Origin of the sequence: Marinomonas sp. FW-1 (assembly GCF_005222245.1) — a bacterium.
In the GTDB taxonomy this organism is placed as follows: Bacteria; Pseudomonadota; Gammaproteobacteria; order Pseudomonadales; family Marinomonadaceae; genus Marinomonas; species Marinomonas alcarazii.
This window is the reverse complement of the sequence record NZ_CP025987.1, coordinates 1,589,451-1,612,930: the sequence shown is the minus strand read 5'-3', so window position 1 is coordinate 1,612,930 and position 23,480 is coordinate 1,589,451. Positions and strand designations below refer to the sequence as shown.

General features: G+C 43.9%; 21 protein-coding genes. 1 reads left to right on the top strand and 20 read right to left on the bottom strand.

What is annotated here, in order from left to right:
* Nucleotides 1-4 precede the first annotated feature (4 nt).
* The gene (ppiC, locus tag C1X04_RS07565) at nucleotides 5-283 is read right to left on the bottom strand and encodes a peptidylprolyl isomerase PpiC (RefSeq protein WP_137169575.1); all 279 of its coding nucleotides are present in this window, start codon (nucleotides 281-283) and stop codon (nucleotides 5-7) included.
* Nucleotides 284-424: 141 nt separating this feature from the next.
* Between ppiC and C1X04_RS07560 the strand changes: the two genes are divergently transcribed.
* Nucleotides 425-1,228, top strand: a complete 804-nt coding sequence (locus C1X04_RS07560; RefSeq protein ID WP_137169574.1) for a response regulator — start codon at nucleotides 425-427, stop codon at nucleotides 1,226-1,228.
* Nucleotides 1,229-1,283: 55 nt separating this feature from the next.
* Here C1X04_RS07560 and mutT read toward each other — a convergent pair whose 3' ends face one another.
* From mutT to mraZ, 19 genes are all read right to left on the bottom strand, one after another.
* Nucleotides 1,284-1,664, bottom strand: coding sequence for an 8-oxo-dGTP diphosphatase MutT (gene mutT / locus C1X04_RS07555; protein WP_137169573.1), 381 nt, complete (start codon nucleotides 1,662-1,664; stop codon nucleotides 1,284-1,286).
* Entirely contained in the window at nucleotides 1,664-2,884 is a 1,221-nt protein-coding gene (gene argJ, locus C1X04_RS07550; protein ID WP_137169572.1) for a bifunctional glutamate N-acetyltransferase/amino-acid acetyltransferase ArgJ, read from the bottom strand. The genes mutT and argJ overlap by 1 nt, the downstream gene beginning before the upstream one ends.
* 15 nt (nucleotides 2,885-2,899) lie before the next feature.
* The gene (secA, locus tag C1X04_RS07545; RefSeq protein ID WP_137169571.1) at nucleotides 2,900-5,602 is read right to left on the bottom strand and encodes a preprotein translocase subunit SecA; all 2,703 of its coding nucleotides are present in this window, start codon (nucleotides 5,600-5,602) and stop codon (nucleotides 2,900-2,902) included.
* A 143-nt stretch (nucleotides 5,603-5,745) separates the two neighbouring features.
* A complete protein-coding gene (gene lpxC, locus C1X04_RS07540; RefSeq protein WP_110571915.1) occupies nucleotides 5,746-6,663 on the bottom strand; it encodes a UDP-3-O-acyl-N-acetylglucosamine deacetylase in 918 nt (305 codons plus the stop codon).
* Nucleotides 6,664-6,768: 105 nt separating this feature from the next.
* Nucleotides 6,769-8,001 carry a cell division protein FtsZ gene (ftsZ, locus tag C1X04_RS07535; protein WP_137169570.1) on the bottom strand — a complete coding sequence of 411 codons (1,233 nt, stop codon included), beginning with the start codon at nucleotides 7,999-8,001 and terminating at the stop codon, nucleotides 6,769-6,771.
* Between the two features lie 39 nt (nucleotides 8,002-8,040).
* Nucleotides 8,041-9,312, bottom strand: coding sequence for a cell division protein FtsA (ftsA, locus tag C1X04_RS07530; RefSeq protein ID WP_110571913.1), 1,272 nt, complete (start codon nucleotides 9,310-9,312; stop codon nucleotides 8,041-8,043).
* Between the two features lie 75 nt (nucleotides 9,313-9,387).
* The gene (locus C1X04_RS07525) at nucleotides 9,388-10,068 is read right to left on the bottom strand and encodes a cell division protein FtsQ/DivIB (RefSeq protein ID WP_110571912.1); all 681 of its coding nucleotides are present in this window, start codon (nucleotides 10,066-10,068) and stop codon (nucleotides 9,388-9,390) included.
* A gap of 3 nt (nucleotides 10,069-10,071) precedes the next feature.
* Nucleotides 10,072-11,025 (bottom strand): D-alanine--D-alanine ligase, encoded by a 954-nt coding sequence (locus tag C1X04_RS07520; RefSeq protein WP_110571911.1) that lies wholly within the window; start codon nucleotides 11,023-11,025, stop codon nucleotides 10,072-10,074.
* Nucleotide 11,026: 1 nt separating this feature from the next.
* Nucleotides 11,027-12,448, bottom strand: coding sequence for a UDP-N-acetylmuramate--L-alanine ligase (gene murC / locus C1X04_RS07515; RefSeq protein ID WP_110571910.1), 1,422 nt, complete (start codon nucleotides 12,446-12,448; stop codon nucleotides 11,027-11,029).
* Nucleotides 12,445-13,518, bottom strand: coding sequence for an undecaprenyldiphospho-muramoylpentapeptide beta-N-acetylglucosaminyltransferase (gene murG, locus C1X04_RS07510; RefSeq protein WP_137169569.1), 1,074 nt, complete (start codon nucleotides 13,516-13,518; stop codon nucleotides 12,445-12,447). Before murG ends, murC begins: the two co-directional genes overlap by 4 nt.
* Nucleotides 13,515-14,702, bottom strand: a complete 1,188-nt coding sequence (gene ftsW / locus C1X04_RS07505; RefSeq protein ID WP_110571908.1) for a putative lipid II flippase FtsW — start codon at nucleotides 14,700-14,702, stop codon at nucleotides 13,515-13,517. Before ftsW ends, murG begins: the two co-directional genes overlap by 4 nt.
* A complete protein-coding gene (murD, locus tag C1X04_RS07500; protein WP_137169568.1) occupies nucleotides 14,699-16,048 on the bottom strand; it encodes a UDP-N-acetylmuramoyl-L-alanine--D-glutamate ligase in 1,350 nt (449 codons plus the stop codon). The genes ftsW and murD overlap by 4 nt, the downstream gene beginning before the upstream one ends.
* Nucleotides 16,049-16,057: 9 nt before the next feature.
* Nucleotides 16,058-17,140, bottom strand: coding sequence for a phospho-N-acetylmuramoyl-pentapeptide-transferase (gene mraY / locus C1X04_RS07495; RefSeq protein WP_110571906.1), 1,083 nt, complete (start codon nucleotides 17,138-17,140; stop codon nucleotides 16,058-16,060).
* Between the two features lie 14 nt (nucleotides 17,141-17,154).
* Nucleotides 17,155-18,501, bottom strand: a complete 1,347-nt coding sequence (murF, locus tag C1X04_RS07490) for a UDP-N-acetylmuramoyl-tripeptide--D-alanyl-D-alanine ligase (protein WP_137169567.1) — start codon at nucleotides 18,499-18,501, stop codon at nucleotides 17,155-17,157.
* Nucleotides 18,491-19,957 (bottom strand): UDP-N-acetylmuramoyl-L-alanyl-D-glutamate--2,6-diaminopimelate ligase, encoded by a 1,467-nt coding sequence (locus C1X04_RS07485; protein WP_137169566.1) that lies wholly within the window; start codon nucleotides 19,955-19,957, stop codon nucleotides 18,491-18,493. Before C1X04_RS07485 ends, murF begins: the two co-directional genes overlap by 11 nt.
* Nucleotides 19,958-21,721 carry a penicillin-binding protein 2 gene (locus C1X04_RS07480; protein WP_137169565.1) on the bottom strand — a complete coding sequence of 588 codons (1,764 nt, stop codon included), beginning with the start codon at nucleotides 21,719-21,721 and terminating at the stop codon, nucleotides 19,958-19,960. It lies immediately after the preceding gene.
* A complete protein-coding gene (ftsL, locus tag C1X04_RS07475; protein ID WP_110571902.1) occupies nucleotides 21,718-21,996 on the bottom strand; it encodes a cell division protein FtsL in 279 nt (92 codons plus the stop codon). The genes C1X04_RS07480 and ftsL overlap by 4 nt, the downstream gene beginning before the upstream one ends.
* Complete coding sequence (rsmH, locus tag C1X04_RS07470) at nucleotides 21,989-22,927, bottom strand: 16S rRNA (cytosine(1402)-N(4))-methyltransferase RsmH (RefSeq protein WP_137169564.1); 939 nt, start codon at nucleotides 22,925-22,927, stop codon at nucleotides 21,989-21,991. The genes ftsL and rsmH overlap by 8 nt, the downstream gene beginning before the upstream one ends.
* Nucleotides 22,924-23,379 carry a division/cell wall cluster transcriptional repressor MraZ gene (gene mraZ / locus C1X04_RS07465; RefSeq protein ID WP_110571900.1) on the bottom strand — a complete coding sequence of 152 codons (456 nt, stop codon included), beginning with the start codon at nucleotides 23,377-23,379 and terminating at the stop codon, nucleotides 22,924-22,926. Before mraZ ends, rsmH begins: the two co-directional genes overlap by 4 nt.
* Between the last annotated feature and the right edge of the window lie 101 nt (nucleotides 23,380-23,480).

The window sequence follows — 23,480 nt, the reverse complement described above, 5'->3', positions numbered from 1 at the left end:
CACCTTAAGAACGATACAACACTTTAATCAAATGAAAACCAAACTGTGTTTTAACGGGCCCCTGAATTTTATACAGCGGACCATCAAACACAGCCTTATCAAACGCTGGCACCATATCCCCTTTGCGAAACTCCCCAAGGTCTCCACCTTTTTTACCAGAAGGACAAGTTGAGAATTGCTTGGCCAATTTATGAAAATCAGCACCTTTATCTAACTTTGCCTTTAATGAGTCCGCTTCCGCTTTGGTTTTTACCAAGATATGACACGCACTTGCTGTCGACATTACCACTCCCACAATTCAAATAGACTAGATAAAACATGTTAACCTATTTAATATATTCATATTAAGCAGTAAGCAACCATAAACACAAAATAGTCCTAGTAAAAGTCATAACATCACAAACAAAATAGGCAACTTTAAACTATGAGCACTTATGCAGCGATAAATGACCTATCTTTTCTCTTAGTAGAACCGTCAGATACCCAAAAGAAAATCATCACTAAAGCTCTAGAAGATGCCGGCATAAAGCAAATTGAATACGCAAACAGCATTCAAGAAGCAATGGGCTTACTCGCTTCGTTTCCGCCCGATCTAGTCATTTCGTCAATGTACCTTCCTGACGGAACCGCAAATGAACTTATCGACAAAATACGCGCTAATCCAGACACAGAAAACCAGTGCTTCATGCTCATTTCTAGCGAAAGAAACCGTGAGAATTTAGAACACTTAAGACAGTCTGGCGTTCTTGCCATATTACCCAAACCTTTTAGTCAAAAGAATTTAGTAAGAGCAATTCACGCTACTCTAGATCTCATTGTTGAAGAAGAAATTGATTTGGAGTTGTTTGATCCACGAACACTAAGAGTACTTATTACAGACGACAGCCTGATGGCTCGAAAGCACATAAGCAAAACACTAAACACAATGGGTATAGAAGACATCCAATTTGCAGAAAATGGCAAAGAAGCAATTCTTCTACTGAACGAAATGGAATTTGACCTTATTGTAACCGACTACAATATGCCTGAAATGGATGGTTTAGAGCTTACTGAAGCGGTCAGGTTAGACCCGTCCTTAGCCCATATTCCAATATTGATGGTTAGCTCTAACGCGGACACTGAAAATAGCCAGCTATCAAATATCGCCCAAGAAGGGGTAGATGCTATCTGCGGCAAACCTTTTGAACCAAGCACAGTAAGAAAACTCTTAGCCAAAATACTTGACTAAAAAAACAAAAAAAAGAGCTTCAATATATGAAGCTCTTTTTTGTTCGCTGCACTAACTACTTAATCAGATCAGCAACAATTTCTTTGTTCGCCTCAGGGAAGTCATAAGAAGGCAGATCAGAAACTGGCACCCAAGCGGTTTGCTGACCTTCACTCCCCACTGGCTCACCATCAAACTTTGTTACTTTATAAAAACAAAGCTCAACTTGTTTATCGCCATAATCATGGGCAATGGTCTTAAAAAAAGAGCACTCAGTGACAGCGATGCCACACTCTTCTTTTAACTCACGCTGCAATGCAGTCTCTGGAGATTCCATAGGTTCACACTTACCCCCAGGAAACTCCCATAAACCACCCTGATGCTGGCTTGACTTGCGAAGAGCAATAAAAACCAAATCATCGCGAACAATAATACCGGCAGCAACTCTAACCAACATTAGGTACGGTACTCAGCATTAATAGTGACATACTCATGAGAAAAATCCGTCGTCCAAACAGTATCAGATTCAGATCCCATTCCTAAGTCGAGCACTATATGTATTTCTTCTGGTGCCATTGCTTCTTTCCCATGTTCCTCCAAATAATCTGGAGAACGACCACCATCACGAGCTACTTCAAACCCGTTGATATGCAACTGAACATGATCAACATTTAAACCTTCAACGCCCGCACGACCAACAACCGCCAAAATACGACCCCAGTTAGGATCTGAAGCAAACAAAGCCGTTTTCACCAAAGGTGAATGAGCAATCTCGAAGGCAACTTTCGTTGCATCAGACTTAACAGAAGCGCCTATAACTTCCACAGTGACAAACTTAGTTGCCCCTTCACCATCGCGCACAATCGCATGAGCAAGCTCCTGCATAACCTCAGTAAACGCAACAATAAAAGCTTTTGCCAGTGGCTCATCGACCGAAGAGACTTTTGTATTGCCTGCCATTCCTGTTGCAACCGCAACACAAGAATCATTTGTAGAGGTATCACTATCAACGGTAATACGGTTAAAGCTCTTGTTAACAACATCCTTCAGAATCGACTGAAGAACATCTTGCTCCATCGCAATATCACTACACACGTAACCCAGCATAGTCGCCATATTAGGACGAATCATACCGGCGCCTTTGGAGATACCAGCAATAGAATAAGAACGACCTTCATGTTCGAAGGTACGCACAGAGCCCTTTGGTAAAGTATCCGTTGTCATAATACCAATACCAGCAGAACGCCAGTTATCACCAGACAGATTTGCAAGTGCTGATGGTATTGCTGCAATGATCTTCGCTACAGGCAAAGGCTCTCCAATAACACCGGTAGAGAAAGGCAATATAGATTCAACGCTCACACCTGTTTCATGAGCCAACGACTCACACGTTTTCAGTGCCGTTTCCAAACCTGATTTACCAGTACCAGCATTAGCGTTACCTGTATTAATCAACAAATAACGACTGTTGGATAAGCCTAGATGTTTTTGACAAATACGCACGGGTGCTGCACAAAATGCGTTTTGAGTAAAAACACCCGCAACAGAAGCACCTTCGCATAACTCAAAAATGACAACATCTTTTTTATTAGGCTTTTTGATACCTGCTTCTGCAACACCAATTCTTACCCCTTTTATTTCCGGAATAAGAGGAAAATCATGCAACCCTACAGCCATTTAAACTTTCTCCAGTTAAACAAGACTACCGTGACACTGCTTATATTTCTTACCAGACCCACATGGGCAAGGCTCATTTCGACCTACTTTAGGATATTCTTGCGACTCGCTAGAGCCATCGTCTAAAGCATTCAATGAATCATGAACCATACTCATTGTTGTTTTTTCTTCTTGTGCCTTGCGAGCCGCTTCTATTTTTTCGGCTTCTTCTGCAGACTGAACTCTCACACGAGTAATAATTTGAATCACTTCAAACTTAATCTGCTCTAGCAAGCCTTGGAACAGCTCAAACGATTCACGTTTGTATTCCTGCTTTGGATTCTTTTGTGCATAACCACGCAAATGAATACCTTGTCTAAGCATATCCATCGTCTGAAGATGCTCTTTCCAAAGAGTATCAAGAACCTGAAGAAGCACTTGCTTCTCGAAAGCTCTAAACGAACTTGCGCCAGCAACTTGCTCTTTTGCTTGGTAATCTTCAACAAAAGCATCCAGAATTTTCTGACGAAGAGGTTCTTCGTACAGTTTTTTGTCTTCTTCTACCCATTTTGCAATAGGGAGCTCTAGGCCAAACTCATTACGAATCTTATCCTCTAATCCTGCAAGATCCCACATGTCGAAGATACTTTGCGGCGGAATAAACTCATCAATAACTCCAGCAACCACCTCTTCTCGCATAGCTGAAATAGCCTCAGAAAGATCTTCTGATACCATCATATCAAAGCGCTGACGATAAATTACCTGACGCTGATCATTCGCAACATCATCATACTCAAGCAATTGCTTACGAATATCAAAGTTACGACCTTCAACTTTACGCTGGGCCTTTTCAATCGCATTCGAAACCATCTTATGCTCTATGGCTTCACCCTTCTCCATACCCAACGCCATCATCATTTTCTTGATGCGATCAGACATGAAAATACGCATTAAATTGTCTTCTAATGACAAGTAGAAGCGTGAAGAACCAACGTCGCCTTGACGCCCTGCACGTCCACGCAACTGGTTATCAATACGACGAGACTCATGACGCTCAGTACCAATGATATGCAAACCACCGGCAGCCAATACAGACTCATTTCGAGACTTCCAATCCGCCTTCAACGCATCGATACTTTCTTGACTAGCTCCTTCGCCCAGCTGATCAATCTCAACCTGCAAATTACCACCCAATACAATATCTGTACCACGACCCGCCATATTGGTAGCAATGGTAACAGCACCAGGACGACCCGCATCTGCAATGATCTGAGCTTCACGCTCATGCTGTTTAGCATTTAGAACATTGTGTTTTACGTTTTTCTTCTCAAGATAATTTGACAGCAACTCAGAATATTCAATAGAAGCCGTACCCACTAATACAGGACGCCCTTGCTGAATAATTTCTTCAATATCCAAGACAATCGCTTCAAACTTGTCTTCCGTCGTCATGTAAATAAGGTCGTTATAGTCTTTACGCTGAACCTGACGATTGGTCGGAATAACAATGACGGATAGACCATAAATTTGCTGAAACTCAAAAGCTTCCGTATCGGCTGTACCCGTCATTCCAGATAATTTGTCATATAGACGGAAGTAATTTTGGAAAGTCGTCGACGCCAATGTCTGACTTTCCGCCTGAATCGTCACACCCTCTTTTGCTTCTACTGCTTGGTGGATACCCTCAGACCAACGACGACCTGGCATGGTACGACCCGTATGCTCGTCAACGATGACGATTTGATCTCCTTGAATCACATAATCAATGTTTTTCTTAAAGATAACATGGGCCTTCATACACGCATGAACATGGTGCAATAAAGAAAGATTTCCTGCCGCATAAAGGCTTTCACCTTCACCCAACAATCCTTGCTCTACCAACCACGCCTCAACAAACGAGTGACCTTCTTCGGTTAACTCGATACTGCGCTGCGACTCATCAAAAATATAATGCCCAGTAGCCGCATCACCCTCAGCATCGTCAGAACTTTCTTGCTTGGTCAGTAATGGCGCCAACTGGTTAATTTTACGATACTGCTCAGAACTGTCTTCTACAGCACCAGAAATAATAAGAGGCGTTCTCGCCTCATCTATTAGGATGGAGTCGACTTCATCCACTACAGAAAAGTTCAAATCACGCTGAACACGATCTTCTAGGCGGAACACCATATTGTCACGAAGATAGTCAAAGCCAAATTCGTTGTTCGTTCCGTAGGTGATATCACATAAGTAAGCCGACTTCTTCTCATCACGATCTTGACCAGAAAAAACAACACCGACACTCATGTCTAAAAATTCATAAAGTGGACGCATCCAATTCGCATCACGTTTAGCAAGGTAATCATTCACCGTAACAACGTGAACGCCTTTAGACGTCAATGCGTTCAAATACACTGCAAGCGTTGCAACAAGCGTTTTACCTTCACCTGTTCGCATCTCTGCAATTCGACCTTCGTTCAAAACCATTCCACCAATGAGCTGCACATCAAAGTGGCGCATCCCCATCACACGACTACTGCCTTCTCTGACAACAGCAAACGCCTCAGGCAAAATAGAATCAAGTGATTCGCCTTTATTTAAACGTTCACGAAACTCGCTGGTTTTTCCTGACAAATCATCGTCTGATAATTTTTTGAGAGATTCTTCGAATTGATTAATTTGCGTAACGATTTTTTTATATCGTTTTACTTCTCGGTCATTCTTTGTGCCGACAATTTTTTTAATTACGGTTCCTAACATCTTGAACTCAACGTAGCCAATTAGTAATAAACACAGTCTACCACGGTAATGTGAGACAAAACATGAAATATCAAGGACCTAAATACAAAAAAACCAGACATATTGTCTGGTTTTTTTGTATTCGGTTAAGAATTAATCACTTATTAAGCGCCAACAAAAGCTGGCTCCACATAAGAAATAGGCGTTGTTTGCGCTTCATCTTCGAAAACAACATATTCCCAAGCGTCTTGATGCTCAAGCAAAGCTAACAAAAGCTTATTATTCAAAGCATGGCCTGATTTATAAGCTTTGTATTCACCGATAAGACTGTGACCCAAAAGATAAAGATCACCAATCGCATCCAATACCTTATGACGCACTAGCTCATCACGGTAACGCAAACCTTCATCGTTCAGGACGCGATAGTCATCAAGAACAATGGCATTTTCCATGTTTGCGCCACGAGCAAGGTTATTATTTTTGAAGTATTCTAGATCCTTCATAAAACCAAAAGTACGTGCGCGGCTAATTTCTTTCACAAAAGTAGTCGTTGAAAAATCAAACGACGTGCTTTGCACATCTTCACCAATGGCAGGATGCTGAAAGTCAATTGTAAACGACAGTCGGAAACCTGAATGAGGCTCAAGAGAGGCATATTTATCGCCCTCATCAACTCGAATAGGCTTCTTAACTCGAATGAATTTCTTCGGTGCGTTTTGAGCTTCCAAACCAGCAGACTGCAGAAGGAAAACAAAAGGGCTTGCACTTCCATCCATAAGAGGAATTTCGCTAGCGCTTACTTCTACATAGGCGTTATCAACACCTAGACCAGCCATGGCTGACAACAAATGCTCTACAGTACTAACCTTCACATCACCCTGACATAAAGCCGTAGCAAAATTTGTTGACCCTACTGCCTTCGCATCGCCATGAATCTCTACAACTGGATCCAAGTCTGTACGAACAAATACGATACCCGTATTCACAGGAGCAGGTTTTAATGTCAAATACACCTTCTCGCCAGAGTGTAAACCCACTCCAGTAGCTCGAATAATGTTCTTTAGTGTGTGTTGGCGTACCATTTGATTCCTACATTTTTATGACTGGATACTATTCTTTACAAATAATATCAATAACACATTTTATATACAATCCAACCTTTTGATATTGCATCGTTTTTGCTGAAACTAATCAGCTTGTCGACGCAAAAACGCTGGAATGTCCAAATATGACAATTTATCGCCACTTGAAATAGAAGATGAATCCGTTGATTCTTTCTTTTCATCCAAGTTTTTCTCTACAACTTCCACCTTGGTATTAACCGAAGGCTTAGACTCAGGAGGAGCCACTGAAACTTGCGCTTCAGTGTTTTCTACAACTTGTTGCTCCACCTTTGTCATAACCGGTTGAGAGACAGCAGATTCACCAACAGCAGACTTCATTTCAACTGCGGTACGACCCTCTAAACCAGTAGCAACCACCGTAACTCGCATCTCATCACCTACACTAGGATCGATAGCACAACCAATTACGACAGTAGCATCTTCCGATGCATATTCTTCAATAATTCCACCAACCTCAGTAAACTCGGACAACCCAACTTCTTCGTTGGCTGTAATGTTTACCAGCACACCACGTGCACCTCTAAGATTGATGTCTTCAAGCAATGGATTGTGAATTGCGGCCTCAGCAGCCACTCTCGCTCTATCCTCACCTGATGCAGACCCCGTCCCCATCATCGCCATACCCATCTCAGACATAACCGTTCTTACGTCTGCAAAGTCGACGTTGATCAAACCAGGTCGCATGATCAAATCTGTTATACCCTGAACCGCATTAAACAAAACATTGTTTGCTTCACCAAATGCCTTCAGCAGGGAAATATTTTTTCCCAATACTGGTAACAAGCGTTCATTCGGTACTGTTATTAATGAATCGACATTTTCACGCAATTCTTTAACACCATCTTCTGCAACGCGTGCTCGACGACGGCCTTCAAACGGAAAAGGCTTAGTAACAACAGCAACCGTCAATATACCAAGCTCACGAGCCACCTTAGCAATAACGGGAGCAGCACCTGTTCCTGTACCACCGCCCATACCAGCGGTGATAAAAACCATATCAGCGCCAGTTAACAACTGGGTAATCTTTTCTTGGTCTTCTAAAGCGGAGTCGCGCCCCACCTCAGGGTTTGCACCTGCACCCAATCCTTTTGTGATCGTTGAGCCCAGTTGCAAAGAAACACCTGTCTCGAAACCTATCAGAGCCTTGGAATCCGTGTTAGCACAGATAAATTCCACACCTTCCAATCGGTTCTCAAGCATGTGACGCACGGCATTACCACCGCCACCGCCAACACCAACAACTTTAATAACAGCATTATCTGATAGATTATCTTCGGCTAAATCAAAGACATTCATGGGCTTATCGCTCCTCAATAAATTCGTAATCACTTCTGACTAAATATAACTTTGAAACCAGTGTTTAAGTTTCTGCCACGCCTTCGCTGCACTGAAGGATGACCCGATTTCTTTAGGTGCCAGAACTGACGTTTCTCGTTTAGTTTGCGTCTTAGACATCATTCGTTTCGAGATTTCCGTTACTTCAGCCTCTTTACTGCCATAAGCCAATAATCCAACACTTGTTGAATATATAGGGTTATCGACAATGTCCGACATTCCTTTAGTACTATCTGGTAAAGATAGTCGAACAGGCATCTGGAAAACCTTCTCCGCCAGTTCAGCTGCCCCTTCCATTAAGGACGTACCCCCAGTAATTACAATACCTGCAGGGATACGCTCAGCATATCCACTGCGCCTTAACTCATCTAAAACTAAATTGTAAATTTCTTCATACCGAGCCTCTACAACTTCAGTTAAGGCATGGCGTGTAATAGATCTTGGTTGACGATCCCCAACACTTGGCACTTGAAGAACCTGCTCAGCAGAAGCCATAGAAGACATTGCACAAGCATACTTCACTTTAATTTCTTCTGCGTGTTGAGTCGGAGTACGCAGAGCCATCGAAATATCATTCGTGACCTGATCACCCGCCACCGGAACCACTGCAGTATGGTGCAACGCGCCATCAATCCAAACTGCGATATCAGACGTTCCTGCACCGATATCTATTAAACAAACACCTAAATCTTTTTCATCTTCACTTAGTGAAGATTCACTGGAAGCCAGCTGTGAGAGAATGACACCATCCACTCCCAACCCACAACGCTTAATACATTTCTCCACATTCATCACAGCGTTCACGGCGCCTGAGATTAAGTGGACATTGGCCTCTAAACGAACACCAGACATTCCCAAAGGATCTTTGATGCCTTCCTGCGAATCTATGTGGTATTCCTGAGGCAGAATATGTATCACTCGCTGATCTGAAGATATTGGCACAGCTTGCGCGGCATCAATGACTCGATCAATATCTTCTTTTTGCACTTCGCCATTTTTCACCGCCACAATGCCATGAGAATTCAAGCTGCGTATATGGCTCCCAGCAACACTGACATAAACAGAATGTATATTACAACCTGCCATCAATTCAGCTTCCTCAACAGCTCTTTGGATAGACTGCACTGTTGACTCAATATTGATGACAACACCACGCTTCATACCCTTTGAACTATGAGAGCCAATACCGACAATTTCCAAACTACCATCAGCTAGAACTTCGCCAACCAAACAGATAACTTTCGATGTGCCTACATCCAAACCGACTATCATTTTACCTTCCCGGCATTACGTGTTTTTATGGAGACCCTCTTCATGCTGTACAAAAAAGCAACAAACAGGCCAACATTATTTATTTTTTGCCCAACCCACTGCTACCCCATGAGGATAGCGAGCATCGACAGACGTTATTTGATCTATTCTACCCGATAAATCACTTTTATACACCGCTATAAAGCGCTGTAACCGTTCTAATATCTCGGTTCTTCCTAGCTTGACGGCTACTCCATTGGTAAAAACAATATTCCAAGCCCCCCTTGGCTCCAAGGTGAGAGAAAATATCCGCAATGAAGAGGAAGCAAGCACTTGGCTTACTAAACCAAACTGCTCGAGCACAATATCGCTTGAACCTTCTGGACCATAAAGCCGAGTAAGCGGCAAATCAGGCACCGTCTTTGGAGTAATAACGGCAGCAGAGGTGGAAAGAACTTGCCTATCCCCCCAGTATGCTAGAGGCGTATGCTCATGAACAAGCACCTGCAACGTATTTGGCCAAACTTTACGAATCTCTGCACTTGCCACCCACTCTGATGACAAAACTGTCGCTAAGGCGTCCGACAAAGAAACACTTAAAAGGCTCTGATTGAGCAAAGAAGAAAAATCGGACTGCAACTCTGCTTTCTTTGCATATTTCAGATCCCCTTTGATCTCAATATTCTCGATAGCAAACCAAGTTTCAGAGGATTCATTTCCCTGAAATGTCGCCACCAATATTAATAAAATCGCCCCAATGAGTGCCGCTATTCTCATACGCTAGTTACGCCCAACTTTATCCCAAGCACTTTGCGCAATCTTCTCTACTAATGAAGCATAGTCAATTCCAACATAATTAGCCGCCATAGGAACCAAACTATGAGATGTCATACCCGGCGCGGTATTCACTTCCAACACCCAAAAGACCCCAGCTTGATCGCGCATTACATCAACACGCCCCCAACCAGAACAACCCAATGAGCGATAAGCATCCAACGCCAGCATTTGCAGCTCATTTTCATCATCTTCATTCAGGCCACAAGGTAGTAGATACTCGGTATCATCCGCAATGTATTTTGCCTCATAGTCATACAACTTATGATCAGGGGCAGGCTTAAGCCCTATTGGAGGATAAGCCACGTCATCGATAATCGTTATCGTGAATTCAGGCCCATCAACAAACTCCTCAACCAGAACATCAGAGTCATACTCAAGCGCCTTAAGAAGCGCTTCATCAAGCTCCGCTCTGTTAGTGGCTTTGTTAATTCCAATAGTAGACCCCTCTCTTGAAGGCTTTACTATCACTGGATAAGACATCTGCTCTTCAATGACATCTGCATCAGCATGCCCAACAAAAGACAAATAAGCTGGCGTCGGAATACCAATACCATGCCAAAAGCGCTTAGTTAGCACTTTATCCATTGCCAACCCACAAGCCAAAGGCGAGCTTCCCGTATAAGGCTTACCAAGCATTTCAAGCAAAGCTTGAACTCGACCATCCTCACCTTCACCACCATGCAAGGCGATGAACGCCACATCGAATGATACAGACTGCAATTGCACAATAGGATCCAACAGCCCATCAGCGCCATAAAGATCCACTTCTACAACTTGGAAACCTTTTGACCTAAGGCCTTCCGCGACCAAAGGACCGCTTTGCATCGATACTTCACGTTCAGCCGAGCGGCCACCATAAATAACAGCAATCACTGCTTCTTTTAGTGTTTTTAACATCTTAAATTCCGCTCACTGATAAGTTTTTCGATACCATGCCAATGTCACCAGCACCTTGCGTAATAAACAAATCTCCCTCACGCAGGACATTACTTAAAATGGAACGCAAATCCGCCTCACCGCCAACATGAATAGGATCAACATTACCACGCTGACGAATACTGCCACACAAAGAACGACTGTCAGCACCGTTAATCGGGACTTCTCCAGCTGAATAAACATCAAGCAGCAGCAACACATCCACCTGAGACAAAACCCGAACAAAATCTTCGTAAAGGTCACGAGTCCTAGTATAACGATGCGGCTGATACACCATCACCAATCGTTTTTCAGGCCAACCTGCACGAATAGCCTTTATCGTTGCCAAAACTTCACTCGGGTGGTGACCATAATCATCAATAAACATCACATTAGACCCGTTCGGAAGCTCTAACGGTTTTTGTTCTTGGAAGCGACGACCAACCCCTTCAAAACCCATCAAACCAGCCTGAATAGCACTGGCATCAACACCTAAATCTGTTGCTACTGCAATCGTTGAAAGCGCATTTAATACATTGTGACGCCCAGGCATTGGCAAACGAATCTTCAGCGGCTCACCCTCAGGACGGTGGGCTAAAAATTCGCAGTAGCGACCAGTTTGGACAATGTCGGTCGCATAGAAATCAGCCACTTGATCTATCCCATAAGTCAAAACAGGACGACTCAGTAATGGCAGAATTTCGCGAACATTTTCATCATCAACACACAACACTGCCAAACCATAAAATGGCAAGTTATGCACAAACTCTACGAATGTATGCTTCACTTTCTCAAAGTCACCATCGTAAGTATCCATATGATCTTCATCAATGTTGGTCACTATGACTGTCTGTGGCTGCAAATGCAGAAAAGAAGCATCGCTCTCATCCGCCTCAGCAACAAGATACGCACTGCTACCCAATTGCGCATTCGCGCCAGCACTGGTTAAACGACCACCGATTACAAAGGTTGGAGCCTCACCAGTTGACGCCAAAATAGACGCCATCAAACTTGTTGTGGTTGTTTTGCCATGGGTGCCAGCAACCGCAATGCCATGGCGATAACGCATAAGCTCCGCCAACATCTCCGCTCTGCGAACAATAGGAATACGATGCTCTTTCCCCCAAATAATTTCTGGGTTTTGCTCATTTACCGCAGTAGACACCACAATAACATGGGCGTCATACACGTTTTCTTCTAAATGGCCGAGATAAATTTTGATCCCTAACTCTTCAAGTCGCTCTGTTGTCGAGGACGCCTTAAGATCTGACCCTGATACCTGATAGCCTTGGTTATGTAACACCTCGGCAATACCACACATCCCAACACCACCAATACCGATAAAGTGAATGTTTTGGATACGACGCATTGTCGGAATATCGTACTGAGTTTTGTTATTCATCATGATTTAATTAACCTTAAACAGTGTGCAACAACATCTTGTGTTGCATTTGGATGAGCAACCAATTTGGCCTGCTCCCCCATTTTCAATAATGTCTCTTCACTCTCTACAAACTCAGAAAGCAATGAAATGATTTTTTCACAAGTTAACTGTGGTTGAGGCAATAAATAAGCGCCTCCATTTTTTTCTAAATACCGTGCATTGGCAGTTTGATGATCGTCAATTGCGTAAGGATATGGAACCAAAATAGACGGCAGCCCAGCAATTGCCAGCTCACTTACCGTCATAGCGCCTGCCCGACACAATACAATATCCGCCCAATAATACGCTTGATCCATGTTATCCAAGTAAGGCTCAACCCGAGCATCCACTCCCGCCTCACGATACATGTCTGAGACCGCATCAAAATTACGAACTCCGGTTTGATGCCAAACATCTAACCGCTGAGAAAAAGGCCATTGTGCCAAAACTTGCGGGACCACATCGTTAATCGCCTTAGCTCCCAAACTACCGCCAACAACAAGTAATCGCAGCGGTCGCGCAACACCACTTCTAGATTCACGAACCCGCTGATCTAAAATAGTGTTCCTAATTGGATTGCCAACACTAATGGCCTTTGGCAAAGCACCATCAAAAGCCTGTAACCTTAAACTTGCCACTTTGGACAGTAATTTATTTGTTGTCCCAGCAATGGCATTTTGCTCATGAATAACCAAAGGAATTCCCAGAAGTCGAGCTGCCACACCGCCAGGGCCTGCCACAAACCCGCCCATGCCCAACACAACATCAGGCTTAACCTTTTGCAAAACGGCCACAGCTTGGCCTATCGCATGCAACACTCTAAACGGCGCCGCCAACAAACCAAGTAATCCTTTACCTCTCACTCCTTTAATAGATAAAGAGTGCAAAACAATATCCTGCTTAGGCACAAGAGACTCTTCCATGCCTCCTTTCGAACCTAACCACTGAACATCTAAACCTTTTTCCCTAAAACTATGAGCACAAGCCAATGCTGGATAAATATGGCCACCCGTTCCGCCAGCCATAATAATGACCTTATTTACACCACTCATGCTGCACTCTCTTTCAATTTAGAAGATTCTCCCGAATCGTTTTCAACACGTCGATTTTCAATATCCACACGCGCAACAACAAACAAACTGCTCAAAGTAATAATCAGGCTACTGCCACCATAACTAATAAGAGGCAACGTAAGTCCTTTAGTCGGTAAAAAGCCTGTATTCACGCCAATATTAATGATTACCTGAGCCAAAATAAGAATGGAAAAGCCGAAGCACATGTAGCCAGCAAACGGGCGAGATAAAGTCATAGCACGACGACCAATTTTAAAAGCCCGCGCCACCATCACTGCAAACAGAAAGATCAGCAACAAACCACCGAACATACCGGTTTCTTCAACCCAAATGGAAAACACAAAATCCGTATGCGCCTCCGGCAGATAAGATAGCTTTTGCACACTATTACCAAGCCCCAAACCAAACCATTCCCCGCGACCATAAGCAATTAAGGCCTGACTCAACTGATAGCCTTCATTAAACGGATCCGCCCAAGGGTCGATAAAGTTCATCAAACGTTTCAATCGATAGCTTTCTGAAATTGCAACAACGCCTAGCATCAAAACCGCACCGATCATCAGCAATAAAAACTGATACAAAGGCGCGCCGCCCAAAAAGAGCAGCACCATCACCGTACCAAGTAGAACAACGGACGCACCGAAATCTGGCTCAAACAAGAGAAACAATAGAAAAATACTACAAAGACAAAGAGGAAGAACGAACCCCACCCAACCTTCTCGCACTCGATCCGCTCTACGCACCAGATAACCAGAGACGTAAACCACCATACAGACTTTAGCGACTTCAGACGCCTGAAGGTTAAACACGACAAGGTTTATCCAGCGACGACTGCCATTAACACTCTTACCAATCCCCGGCATCAACACAAGAATAAGTAAGATGAGCGACAAGCCCATCATCAAAATGCCCCATTTATGCAACTGGCTTGTCGGCAATGACAATAAAATCCAACCTGAAATCAAACCAATAATCAGATACAGAGCCTGTCGCACCATAAAAAAGTAAGGGTGACCGTGAATATTTTCAGATATAGAAATGGAAGCACTTGAAACCATCACCATTCCAAGCGCTAGAATAGCCACAACAGAAGCTACGAAAACCGCATCGACCTGAGCAAATTCACGAATAGAAACTCGGTCAAATACCTTCAACCATTTCATAATGCATTAACCAACCGAGCAAAATGCTCACCGCGTACTTCATAATTCTTATACATATCTAGACTGGCGCAAGCAGGCGAGAACAAAACAATATCTCCCTCTTTGCCATCCTGCCCGATACTGGCCACAATTTGATCCAAGGTATCAAAGTGCTTTACTTCAGCATCTGCGGGCAACACTTCAGCGATTCGTTCTGCGTCTTTCCCAAACAAATACGTGGTGCGTACAAAATCTTTTACAGGTTTAGCAAGTGCTCGAAAATCGGCCCCTTTTCCTTCGCCGCCGGCAATCAGTACAATATTTTTAGTCGCAGACGAGCCAAGCCCTTGAAGCGCCGCTAAGGTTGCCCCCACATTTGTGCCTTTTGAGTCATTGATGTAAGTGACCCCATTGTGCGTACGAACCGTCTCACAACGATGTGGCAAACCACCAAATTCGCTTAATACTTTAGCAATAGGTTCAGACATGACATCCACACCCAACAACTCAATCATCGCCAGAGCAGCCAAGACATTGGCATGATTATGAGAGCCCTTTAGGGCGATTTGAGAAGTGTGATACAGCCTTTCAACACCACGACAAAGCCAAGCACCATCCCCATCCTTAATCATGCCGTACTCTTTTAGATCGGGGCTTTTAGTCGTAAAAGCACGGACAGGGACGCCCTCAGCCAACAGCGGAGCCGTCAAGATATCCTGTTTATTACATACGGCCGCTTTACAACCGCGATAGACTTTTTGCTTAGCCCGCTGATACTCATAAAGATCTTTATAACGATCCATATGATCTTCGGAAACATTCAGGAGACAGGCCAAATCAGCCTGAAGAGCATGTGTCGTTTCTAGCTGAAAGCTAGACAACTCAAGCACATAGAAATCAGTATTAGGAGCCAGCAAATCCAAAGCTGGCAAGCCTAGATTACCGCCTGCCTTAGCATTTTTACCACACGCCTGAAGCAGTAATGCGACCAAAGTCGTTACTGTACTTTTGGCATTAGATCCTGTAATAGCAACAAAAGGCGCATCGACATAATCGCAGAACAAATCGATATCTCCACGCATAGCCACACCACGCTCAGCAAGGCGAGCCAAAACAGGTGTACGTAGCGCGATACCAGGACTTACAAACAGCTCTGTCACCCCAAGGGTTTCAAGCACCTCTAAATCACCAGTAAAGATCCGCTCTTCAGAGCAAAGTTTTTTTGCCTCTTCCAAGCCAGGTGGATTTTCACGAGAATCCACCACGTAAAATTCAATTCCCTTGCTAGCCAAAAAGCGCACACAAGACAAGCCTGTCGCTCCCAAGCCGACAACGGCTCTTATCCGATCTGACCCGATCAACGACATGCAAAACTCCTAGCGTACTTTTAAGGTTGCAAAACCTACTAAAACAAGACAAACAGTGATAATCCAAAAACGAACAATCACTTTAGGCTCAGCCCAGCCCTTTAATTCGAAGTGATGATGGATTGGTGCCATCCTAAATATTCTTCGTTTGGTCAGCTTATAAGAGGCAACCTGCAAAATGACAGACACTGTTTCCATAACAAAAACACCGCCCATGATGAACAACACCAACTCTTGGCGAACAATCACAGCAATGGTTCCTAATGCCGCACCCAAAGCCAAAGAGCCAACATCGCCCATGAAAATTTGCGCAGGGTAAGTGTTAAACCACAAAAAGCCCAAACCAGCCCCGGCAAGGGCGGCACAAAACACCAGCAACTCCCCAGAACCATGCACATATGGGATAAGCAAATAATCTGCAAATCGTATATTACCGGTCAGGTAGGCAAACACACCAAGTGCTCCACCGACTAAAACCGTCGGCAGAATCGCCAACCCATCTAAACCATCCGTTAAGTTCACAGCATTACTCGTACCGACAATTACGAAATACGTCAGCACAATAAAAAACGCACCTAAAGGGATGGCAACATCTTTAAAGAGAGGCACAATCAGCGCCGTTTCAGCCGGAGTGCTCGCTGTGTAATACAAATAAAAGGCAGCCGCTAGACCAAACACACTTTGCCAAAAATACTTCCAACGACTAGGAAGGCCACGCGAGTTCTTCTCAACCACTTTGCGATAATCATCGACCCAACCAACAACACCAAATGCCAGCATAACCAACAAAACAACCCAAACATATTGGTTACGCAAATCGCCCCAGAGCAATGTACTCACAGAGATAGAAAATATGATCAGCGCTCCGCCCATGGTCGGGGTGCCAGCTTTAGACAAATGTGTCTGAGGGCCATCATTACGAACAGACTGACCAATTTGCAAACGCTGCAAAAAAACAATGACTTTATTCCCTATCAAAAGAGAAATAGCCAACGCGGTAAGCACACCCAAAATGGCACGCAAAGACAAATAATTGAATACGGTAAAAAAGGTATGGTATTTACTTAAATACGCCGTGAGCAGAAGTAACATTGTTAAGGAATATCCTAATTGATTAATGCTTCAATGACATTTTCCATTTTAGCGGACCGAGATCCCTTTACTAAAATGGCGTGTTTTTTATCTAGAGGTCTAACAACCGTCGCCGCCTCATTATGGGTTTCACAAAATATTGCGTTTCCCCCTTTATCCCTAAATGCCACTCCAGCAACTTTCGCTACCGGGCCGACACAAATCAAATAAGATATTCCTTTATCTCTCGCATATTCACCCAAGCCATAATGAATCGCATCTCGCTGCTCACCCAATTCACCTAAAGCCCCTAAAATTAACCAGGTCTCTTCTACAGACTGCATCGATAACACATCTATTGCAGCCTCAACTGACTTTGGGCTGGCATTGTAGCAATCATTAATTATAAGAGCGCCATTTTTTGCCTTAAGGCGCTCTAATCGCCCTGATACCAGCACAGGTGCGGCTAATTTATCAGTCGCTTGTTTAAAATCAATACCTAGAATCAACATAGCTAAAACAACCGCCATGCCATTGGCAATTTGATGCTTTCCAGCACCTGCGATAGTGACGGGTAAAGCTTCCCCATCATAATGAAACAGTGCTGAACTAGACTCTGCGCCTAAAACTATTTCAGAGGCATAGAGACTCGCCGCTGCAGTAAAGCCAAACGAATAGACGTTACGATCACCAGCCAAGCCACACCAATAATCAAAATACTCATCATCGGCATTCAAAATGACACTAGCAGCAGATGAAGAGCCAGATATTAATGCGCCCTTTTCCTTGGCTATACTTCCAAGATCGCCTAGCCCTTCAAAATGACTTCCGCTAGCATTCGTCAATATCACTATATCCGGATGCGCTATTTTTGCTAATAACGGAATTTCACCCGTAAAACTGGTACCCGCTTCAATGACTGCGACTTGATGATTCTCTTCCAGTTCAAGCAATGTTTGCGGCACACCAATTTGATTGTTCAAATTGGCGCGTGTTTTTAACACATTTTTATTGCTAAGAGACTGAGCTAACCAATCTTTTACGGTTGTTTTACCATTACTACCGGTAATACAGACAACTTCACCTTTAAATGCATCTCTAACCAAGCGGGCTATTGCGCCATATGCTAATGTTGTATTGCTGACTTTAACGTAATTTTGCACATCTACATCGCGTTCAGAGACAACAGCAAGCGCGCCGCCATCTATCGCTTGAGTGACATAATCATGACCATCAAAACGTTCACCTTTAATAGCGACAAAAATACAGCCACTTATGATTTTTCTTGTATCCGTAACAACTGCGTTTATTTCACAATCATCACCAACAAGCTCGCCATTACAAGCTTGAGCAATATCTGAAAGAGTAAGATTAATTAACATAGCTTTTCACCCCCTTCAGAGCCTCTTCTTTATCGTCAAAATGATGCTTAACACCCTTGATATCTTGATAAGACTCATGACCCTTTCCAGCGATCAACACAACATCGTTCGGCCCTGCAGACAAAATAGCCTGCTGAATTGCCACTCTACGATCGGGCTCAAAACTAAATGCCTCACCCTCATTTGTCTGTGACAACACATCAGCAAAAATCTGGTCTATTGATTCTGTACGCGGATTATCCGACGTCAACCAAACATAATCTGCGTTTTGCATAGCGGCCGCCATCATCAAAGGTCGCTTACCACGATCCCTATCGCCTCCACAGCCAAACACGCAAATCAAGCGCCCACTGGAATGCTCTCTCAATGCTTGCAGCGCAACTTCTAAAGCATCCGGCGTATGTGCGTAATCAACCACCACAAGAGGTGCATTTGGACATTGCACCTTATCCATACGTCCGGGCGCGCCGCGTAACGAAGACAGACCTGATATCAACGCCTGCTTATCTTCGACGTCATACCAAAGACTCGCCAGTGCAGCCAAAGCATTTTGTATATTAAAACGCCCCAATAAAGGCAAAAATACCGACGACTCCCCTTCAGGATGACAAAGCAAAAAACGACTCCCTGTCGGCTCAAGGGTTAATTGCTTAACATAAAAATCCGCTTCGGGGTTATGCTCGCTATAGGTATGACGGGCCGACGTAGTCGCACCCTCAGCCATAAAACCAGAATAAGAATCATCAAGGCAAAAGACAGAATGAGACACCGTCTCTACAGAAAATAAGCGCCGCTTAGCCAACGCGTAGGCATTCATATCACCATGGTAATCCAGATGATCACGAGAAAGGTTTGAAAATACCGCCGTCTGAAAAGGAACCCCTTCTATACGCCCTTGATCCAAAGCATGAGAAGACGCTTCAAAGGCAACAAAGTTTACGCCCTTTTCAGCCATATTCATTAAAGTAAGATGCAAAGACAAAAGATCTGGCGTAGTTTGTTTTGCTTCGGCCAAATCCCCTAAAGCCCCAACGCCAAAGGTTCCAACCAAACCGCTGTTGAAGCCCACAAAATTCGCCAGTTGAGCAATATAAAAGCAAATGGAAGATTTACCGTTTGTGCCAGTTACAGCCACCATATGCCCGGGCATACTACCAAAAAAGCCATGCAAACAAGACACTAACAACGCCGCAGGATCAGCGACAGAAATGAGTTCTATGTTATCGTGCTGTAAGTTCAGGTCAGAAGGCACAACGGCCACCTTGCAACCTAAGGCAGCAACATTATCCAAATAGTCCCAACCATTAGATGTAACACCCGGCAAGGCAAAAAAAACGCAATCCTCATCCACTTTACGACTATCGGTTTCTAGCCGGCTATAAAAAGCAGAATGCGGATTACCCTCTACAGAGTAACCCGCCAATTTAAGTAATTGATCATGTCTTAATTGCCCCATTTAACCACCCTGCACAACTTGATATGGCACTTTCTTGGGTTCCAAACGCACCTCTCTAAGTCCTTCGGGCAGGTCTGGGTAAATATTCAATGTTGTTAACGCCCCTTCCATCACGCGTGAAAAAACAGGAGCAGCCACTTCACCGCCATAATACTCGCGACCTTTAGGATCATTAACCATAACGACCATTGCCAATCTAGGGTTAGAGGCCGGAGCAACACCTGCAAATAAAGCGATATACTGGTCGTATTCATACCCTTTCGAGCCTACTTTATGAACCGTACCTGTCTTTCCTGCAACACGATAACCGGGAATTTTAGCCGCTTTACCAGAGCCTTTTTGAACAACAGACTCCATCATTTTCACAACATCACGCGCTACTTTTTTAGGAATAACCTGCTTACCATCAGCCGGAACATCCTGTTTGAAAATAGTCACAGGCACACGATAACCATCATTAGCCAATGTCATATAAGCCTGAGCCAACTGCAATGTGGAAACAGATAAACCATATCCATACGATAACGTCGCAATCTCTGATGGATGCCATTTAGGATGAGAAGGAAGAACCCCAGAAGCCTCACCCGGAAAGCCAATGCCAACTGGTGAACCTATACCTAATTCATAGTCCATATTCCAAACCGCGTCTTGCGGTAGTGACAAAGCAATCTTTGACGCCCCAACGTTACTTGATTTGATTAATAGTTTTTCAAAATCAATCACACCATAATTGGCAGCATCACGAATCGTAAATCGACCAAAGCGCAAATAACCTGGAGAAGTATCAATGGTCGTTTCAGTTGTGTACTGGCCAGACATTAAAGCAGCCGAAATAGTAAAAGGCTTCATGGTTGAGCCAGGCTCAAATAAATCGATCACAGCACGGTTACGCAACTCTTCATATTCTAGTTTAGAGCGATCATTCGGGTTATAAGATGGCTGATTGACCATGGCCAAAATCTCACCGGTTTTCACATCCAAAATCACAGCAGAAGCGGACGTAGCTCGGTGCTCTTGAACCGCAGCTTTAAGCTCTCGATAAGCCAAATATTGCAATCTCAGGTCAATACTAAGTTCAATATTTTCACCAGGGTGCTCCGTTTCATCCACACCGACACCACGAATAATATTGCCCGATAGATCTTTCACATAACTGCGTCGGCCAGGCTGACCTTCCAGCGCTTTATCGTAAGCAAGCTCTATGCCTTCTTGGCCTTTGTCATCGATGTTAGTAAAACCAACAACATGGGCTGCAACCTCGCCCGCTGGGTAAAATCGCTTATATTCTTTCGTCTTACTCACACCGACAACATGCGCCGCCATAATAGCATCAGCTTCATGGGGAGGAATTTGGCGTCTAAGATACATAAAAGAACGCGTCTTATTGGCTTCAAACCGTTCTTGCAACCACGCTCGCCCTACACCCATAACCTCAGCAAGGCGCTTAATTTCTTGTTCAGGGCCAATATTCATGGAAGGATCACGAGGCATTTTCCATAGTGCTTTTGGGTTTGCAATAATCGTCCATGTTGGTGTACTTACCGCCAAAGGCTCACCTCGACGATCTAAAATCATGCCTCTCGTTGCAGGAATAGACTCAGTGCGCACTGCACGCATTTCACCCTGGTTTTGTAGGAAAGCTTTATCAACAACCGTCAAATGAAACAGTCGCCCCCCAGCAATGAGGAACAACAACAAGGCGATAGCATATACAAACCTAAAGCGCCATTTTCCTGGTATGTGAACACTATTATCAATTTTCATGGTTTCACTATTATCAATTCATCCTGAGAAGGAGCATGCATATTTAAATCTTTAATAGCCGCTTGCTCTAAGCGGCTAGGCTGAGTCAGAGCACTTTGCTCAAGAAGCAACTGCCCCCATTTCACTTCATAATCCACTTCGTCTTGCTTCAACGTTTGAAGGTAAGAAAAGTCTTTTCTAAAGTCGTAAACTTGAATAACAACAGCAATTGAAACGATAGCCAGCAACACGACACCGACAGCAAACACCAGCGGCGAAAAGCGCGACTTAATCACTGACTCGCTCCAACACTCGTAACACAGCGCTACGCGAGCGCACATTTTCACTCACCTCTGATTGAGAAGGCTTAATCGCTTTACCAACCGTCTTAAATTTAATGTCGAGGTGTGCGTTACGAATAGGCAAATGTCTTGGCAGCTCAGGCCCTTTTGATTTCAACTTCATAAAGCGCTTAACAATTCGATCTTCAAGAGAATGGAAACTGATAACCGCCAAGCGCCCACCCACTTTCAATGCTTCTGCCGCCGCATCTAAGCCTACTTCCAAGTCACCTAACTCATTATTGATATGAATTCGGATACCCTGAAATGCTCTAGTCGCTGGATTTTTGCCTTTTTCCCAAGCAGGGTTAGCCTCAGCAACAATTTTAGAAAGCTGAAGCGTTGTCAGGATTGGAGTATGTGCACGGTATTCACAAATCGCCTTCGCAATACGACGGGAGAATCGCTCTTCGCCATATTGATACATCACATCGGCCATTTCTTTTTCACCAGCAGAGGCAATCCATTCAGCAGCACTTAAGCCTTTATCTGGATTCATGCGCATATCAAGCGGGCCATCATTCATAAAACTAAAGCCACGTTCAGCATCGTCAATTTGAGGAGAAGAAACCCCCAAATCCATCATCACGCCATCCACTCTATCAACACCAAACACACTTAAAATATGCTCAGCCATGTTCGCGAAACTGTCTTGAACAATAGAGAAGCGTGAATCTTCTTGCTCTAATGCTTTGCCATAACCTATTGCCACAGGATCTTTGTCAAATCCCAGCAATCGGCCTTTGTCTAATCGGTCTAAAACCAAACGAGTATGCCCCCCACGGCCAAACGTCCCGTCTACATACAGGCCATTCGTGTCGGTTACGAGCATATCGACGGACTCATTAAGCATGACGCTTATGTGTTCTGCCATCGTCTTTGTCATAAAGAAATATCCATCATGGTTTCAGTTTGTAAGTCTCCAAGAGCATCTTGGGACAAATAATCTTCTCGTTGTGCTTCCCACTCTTCTTGGCTCCAAATTTCTAATTTTTTGCCTTGACCAAGAATCGTCAGTTTTTTATCCAGTCGAGCAAATTCACGCAGTGGCGCTGGAAGCAAAATTCGCCCAGCTTTATCCACTTCTAAATCAGTCGCATGACCAACTAAAAGACGCTGTAAACGGCGCGCTTGTGGCTGGAAAGTTGGCAACTTATCTAACTTTTGCTGGATCTGTTCCCACTCTGACAAGGGGTAAAGCAACAAGCATCTCGACACGGGATCAATGGTAACGACGACACCATCATCGTCATATTGGGCGAGATCATCGCGCAAGCGTGCAGGGAGCGACATTCGCCCCTTCACATCAACGCTTACCTGATGAATCCCACGAAACATTGTCATATCCCACTTATCGACACTTTATCCCACAATTTAACACTTTTTTGGAAAAATAGTAAAAAAATATCGATAATAATTAAAATAGAAAAACGACAGAC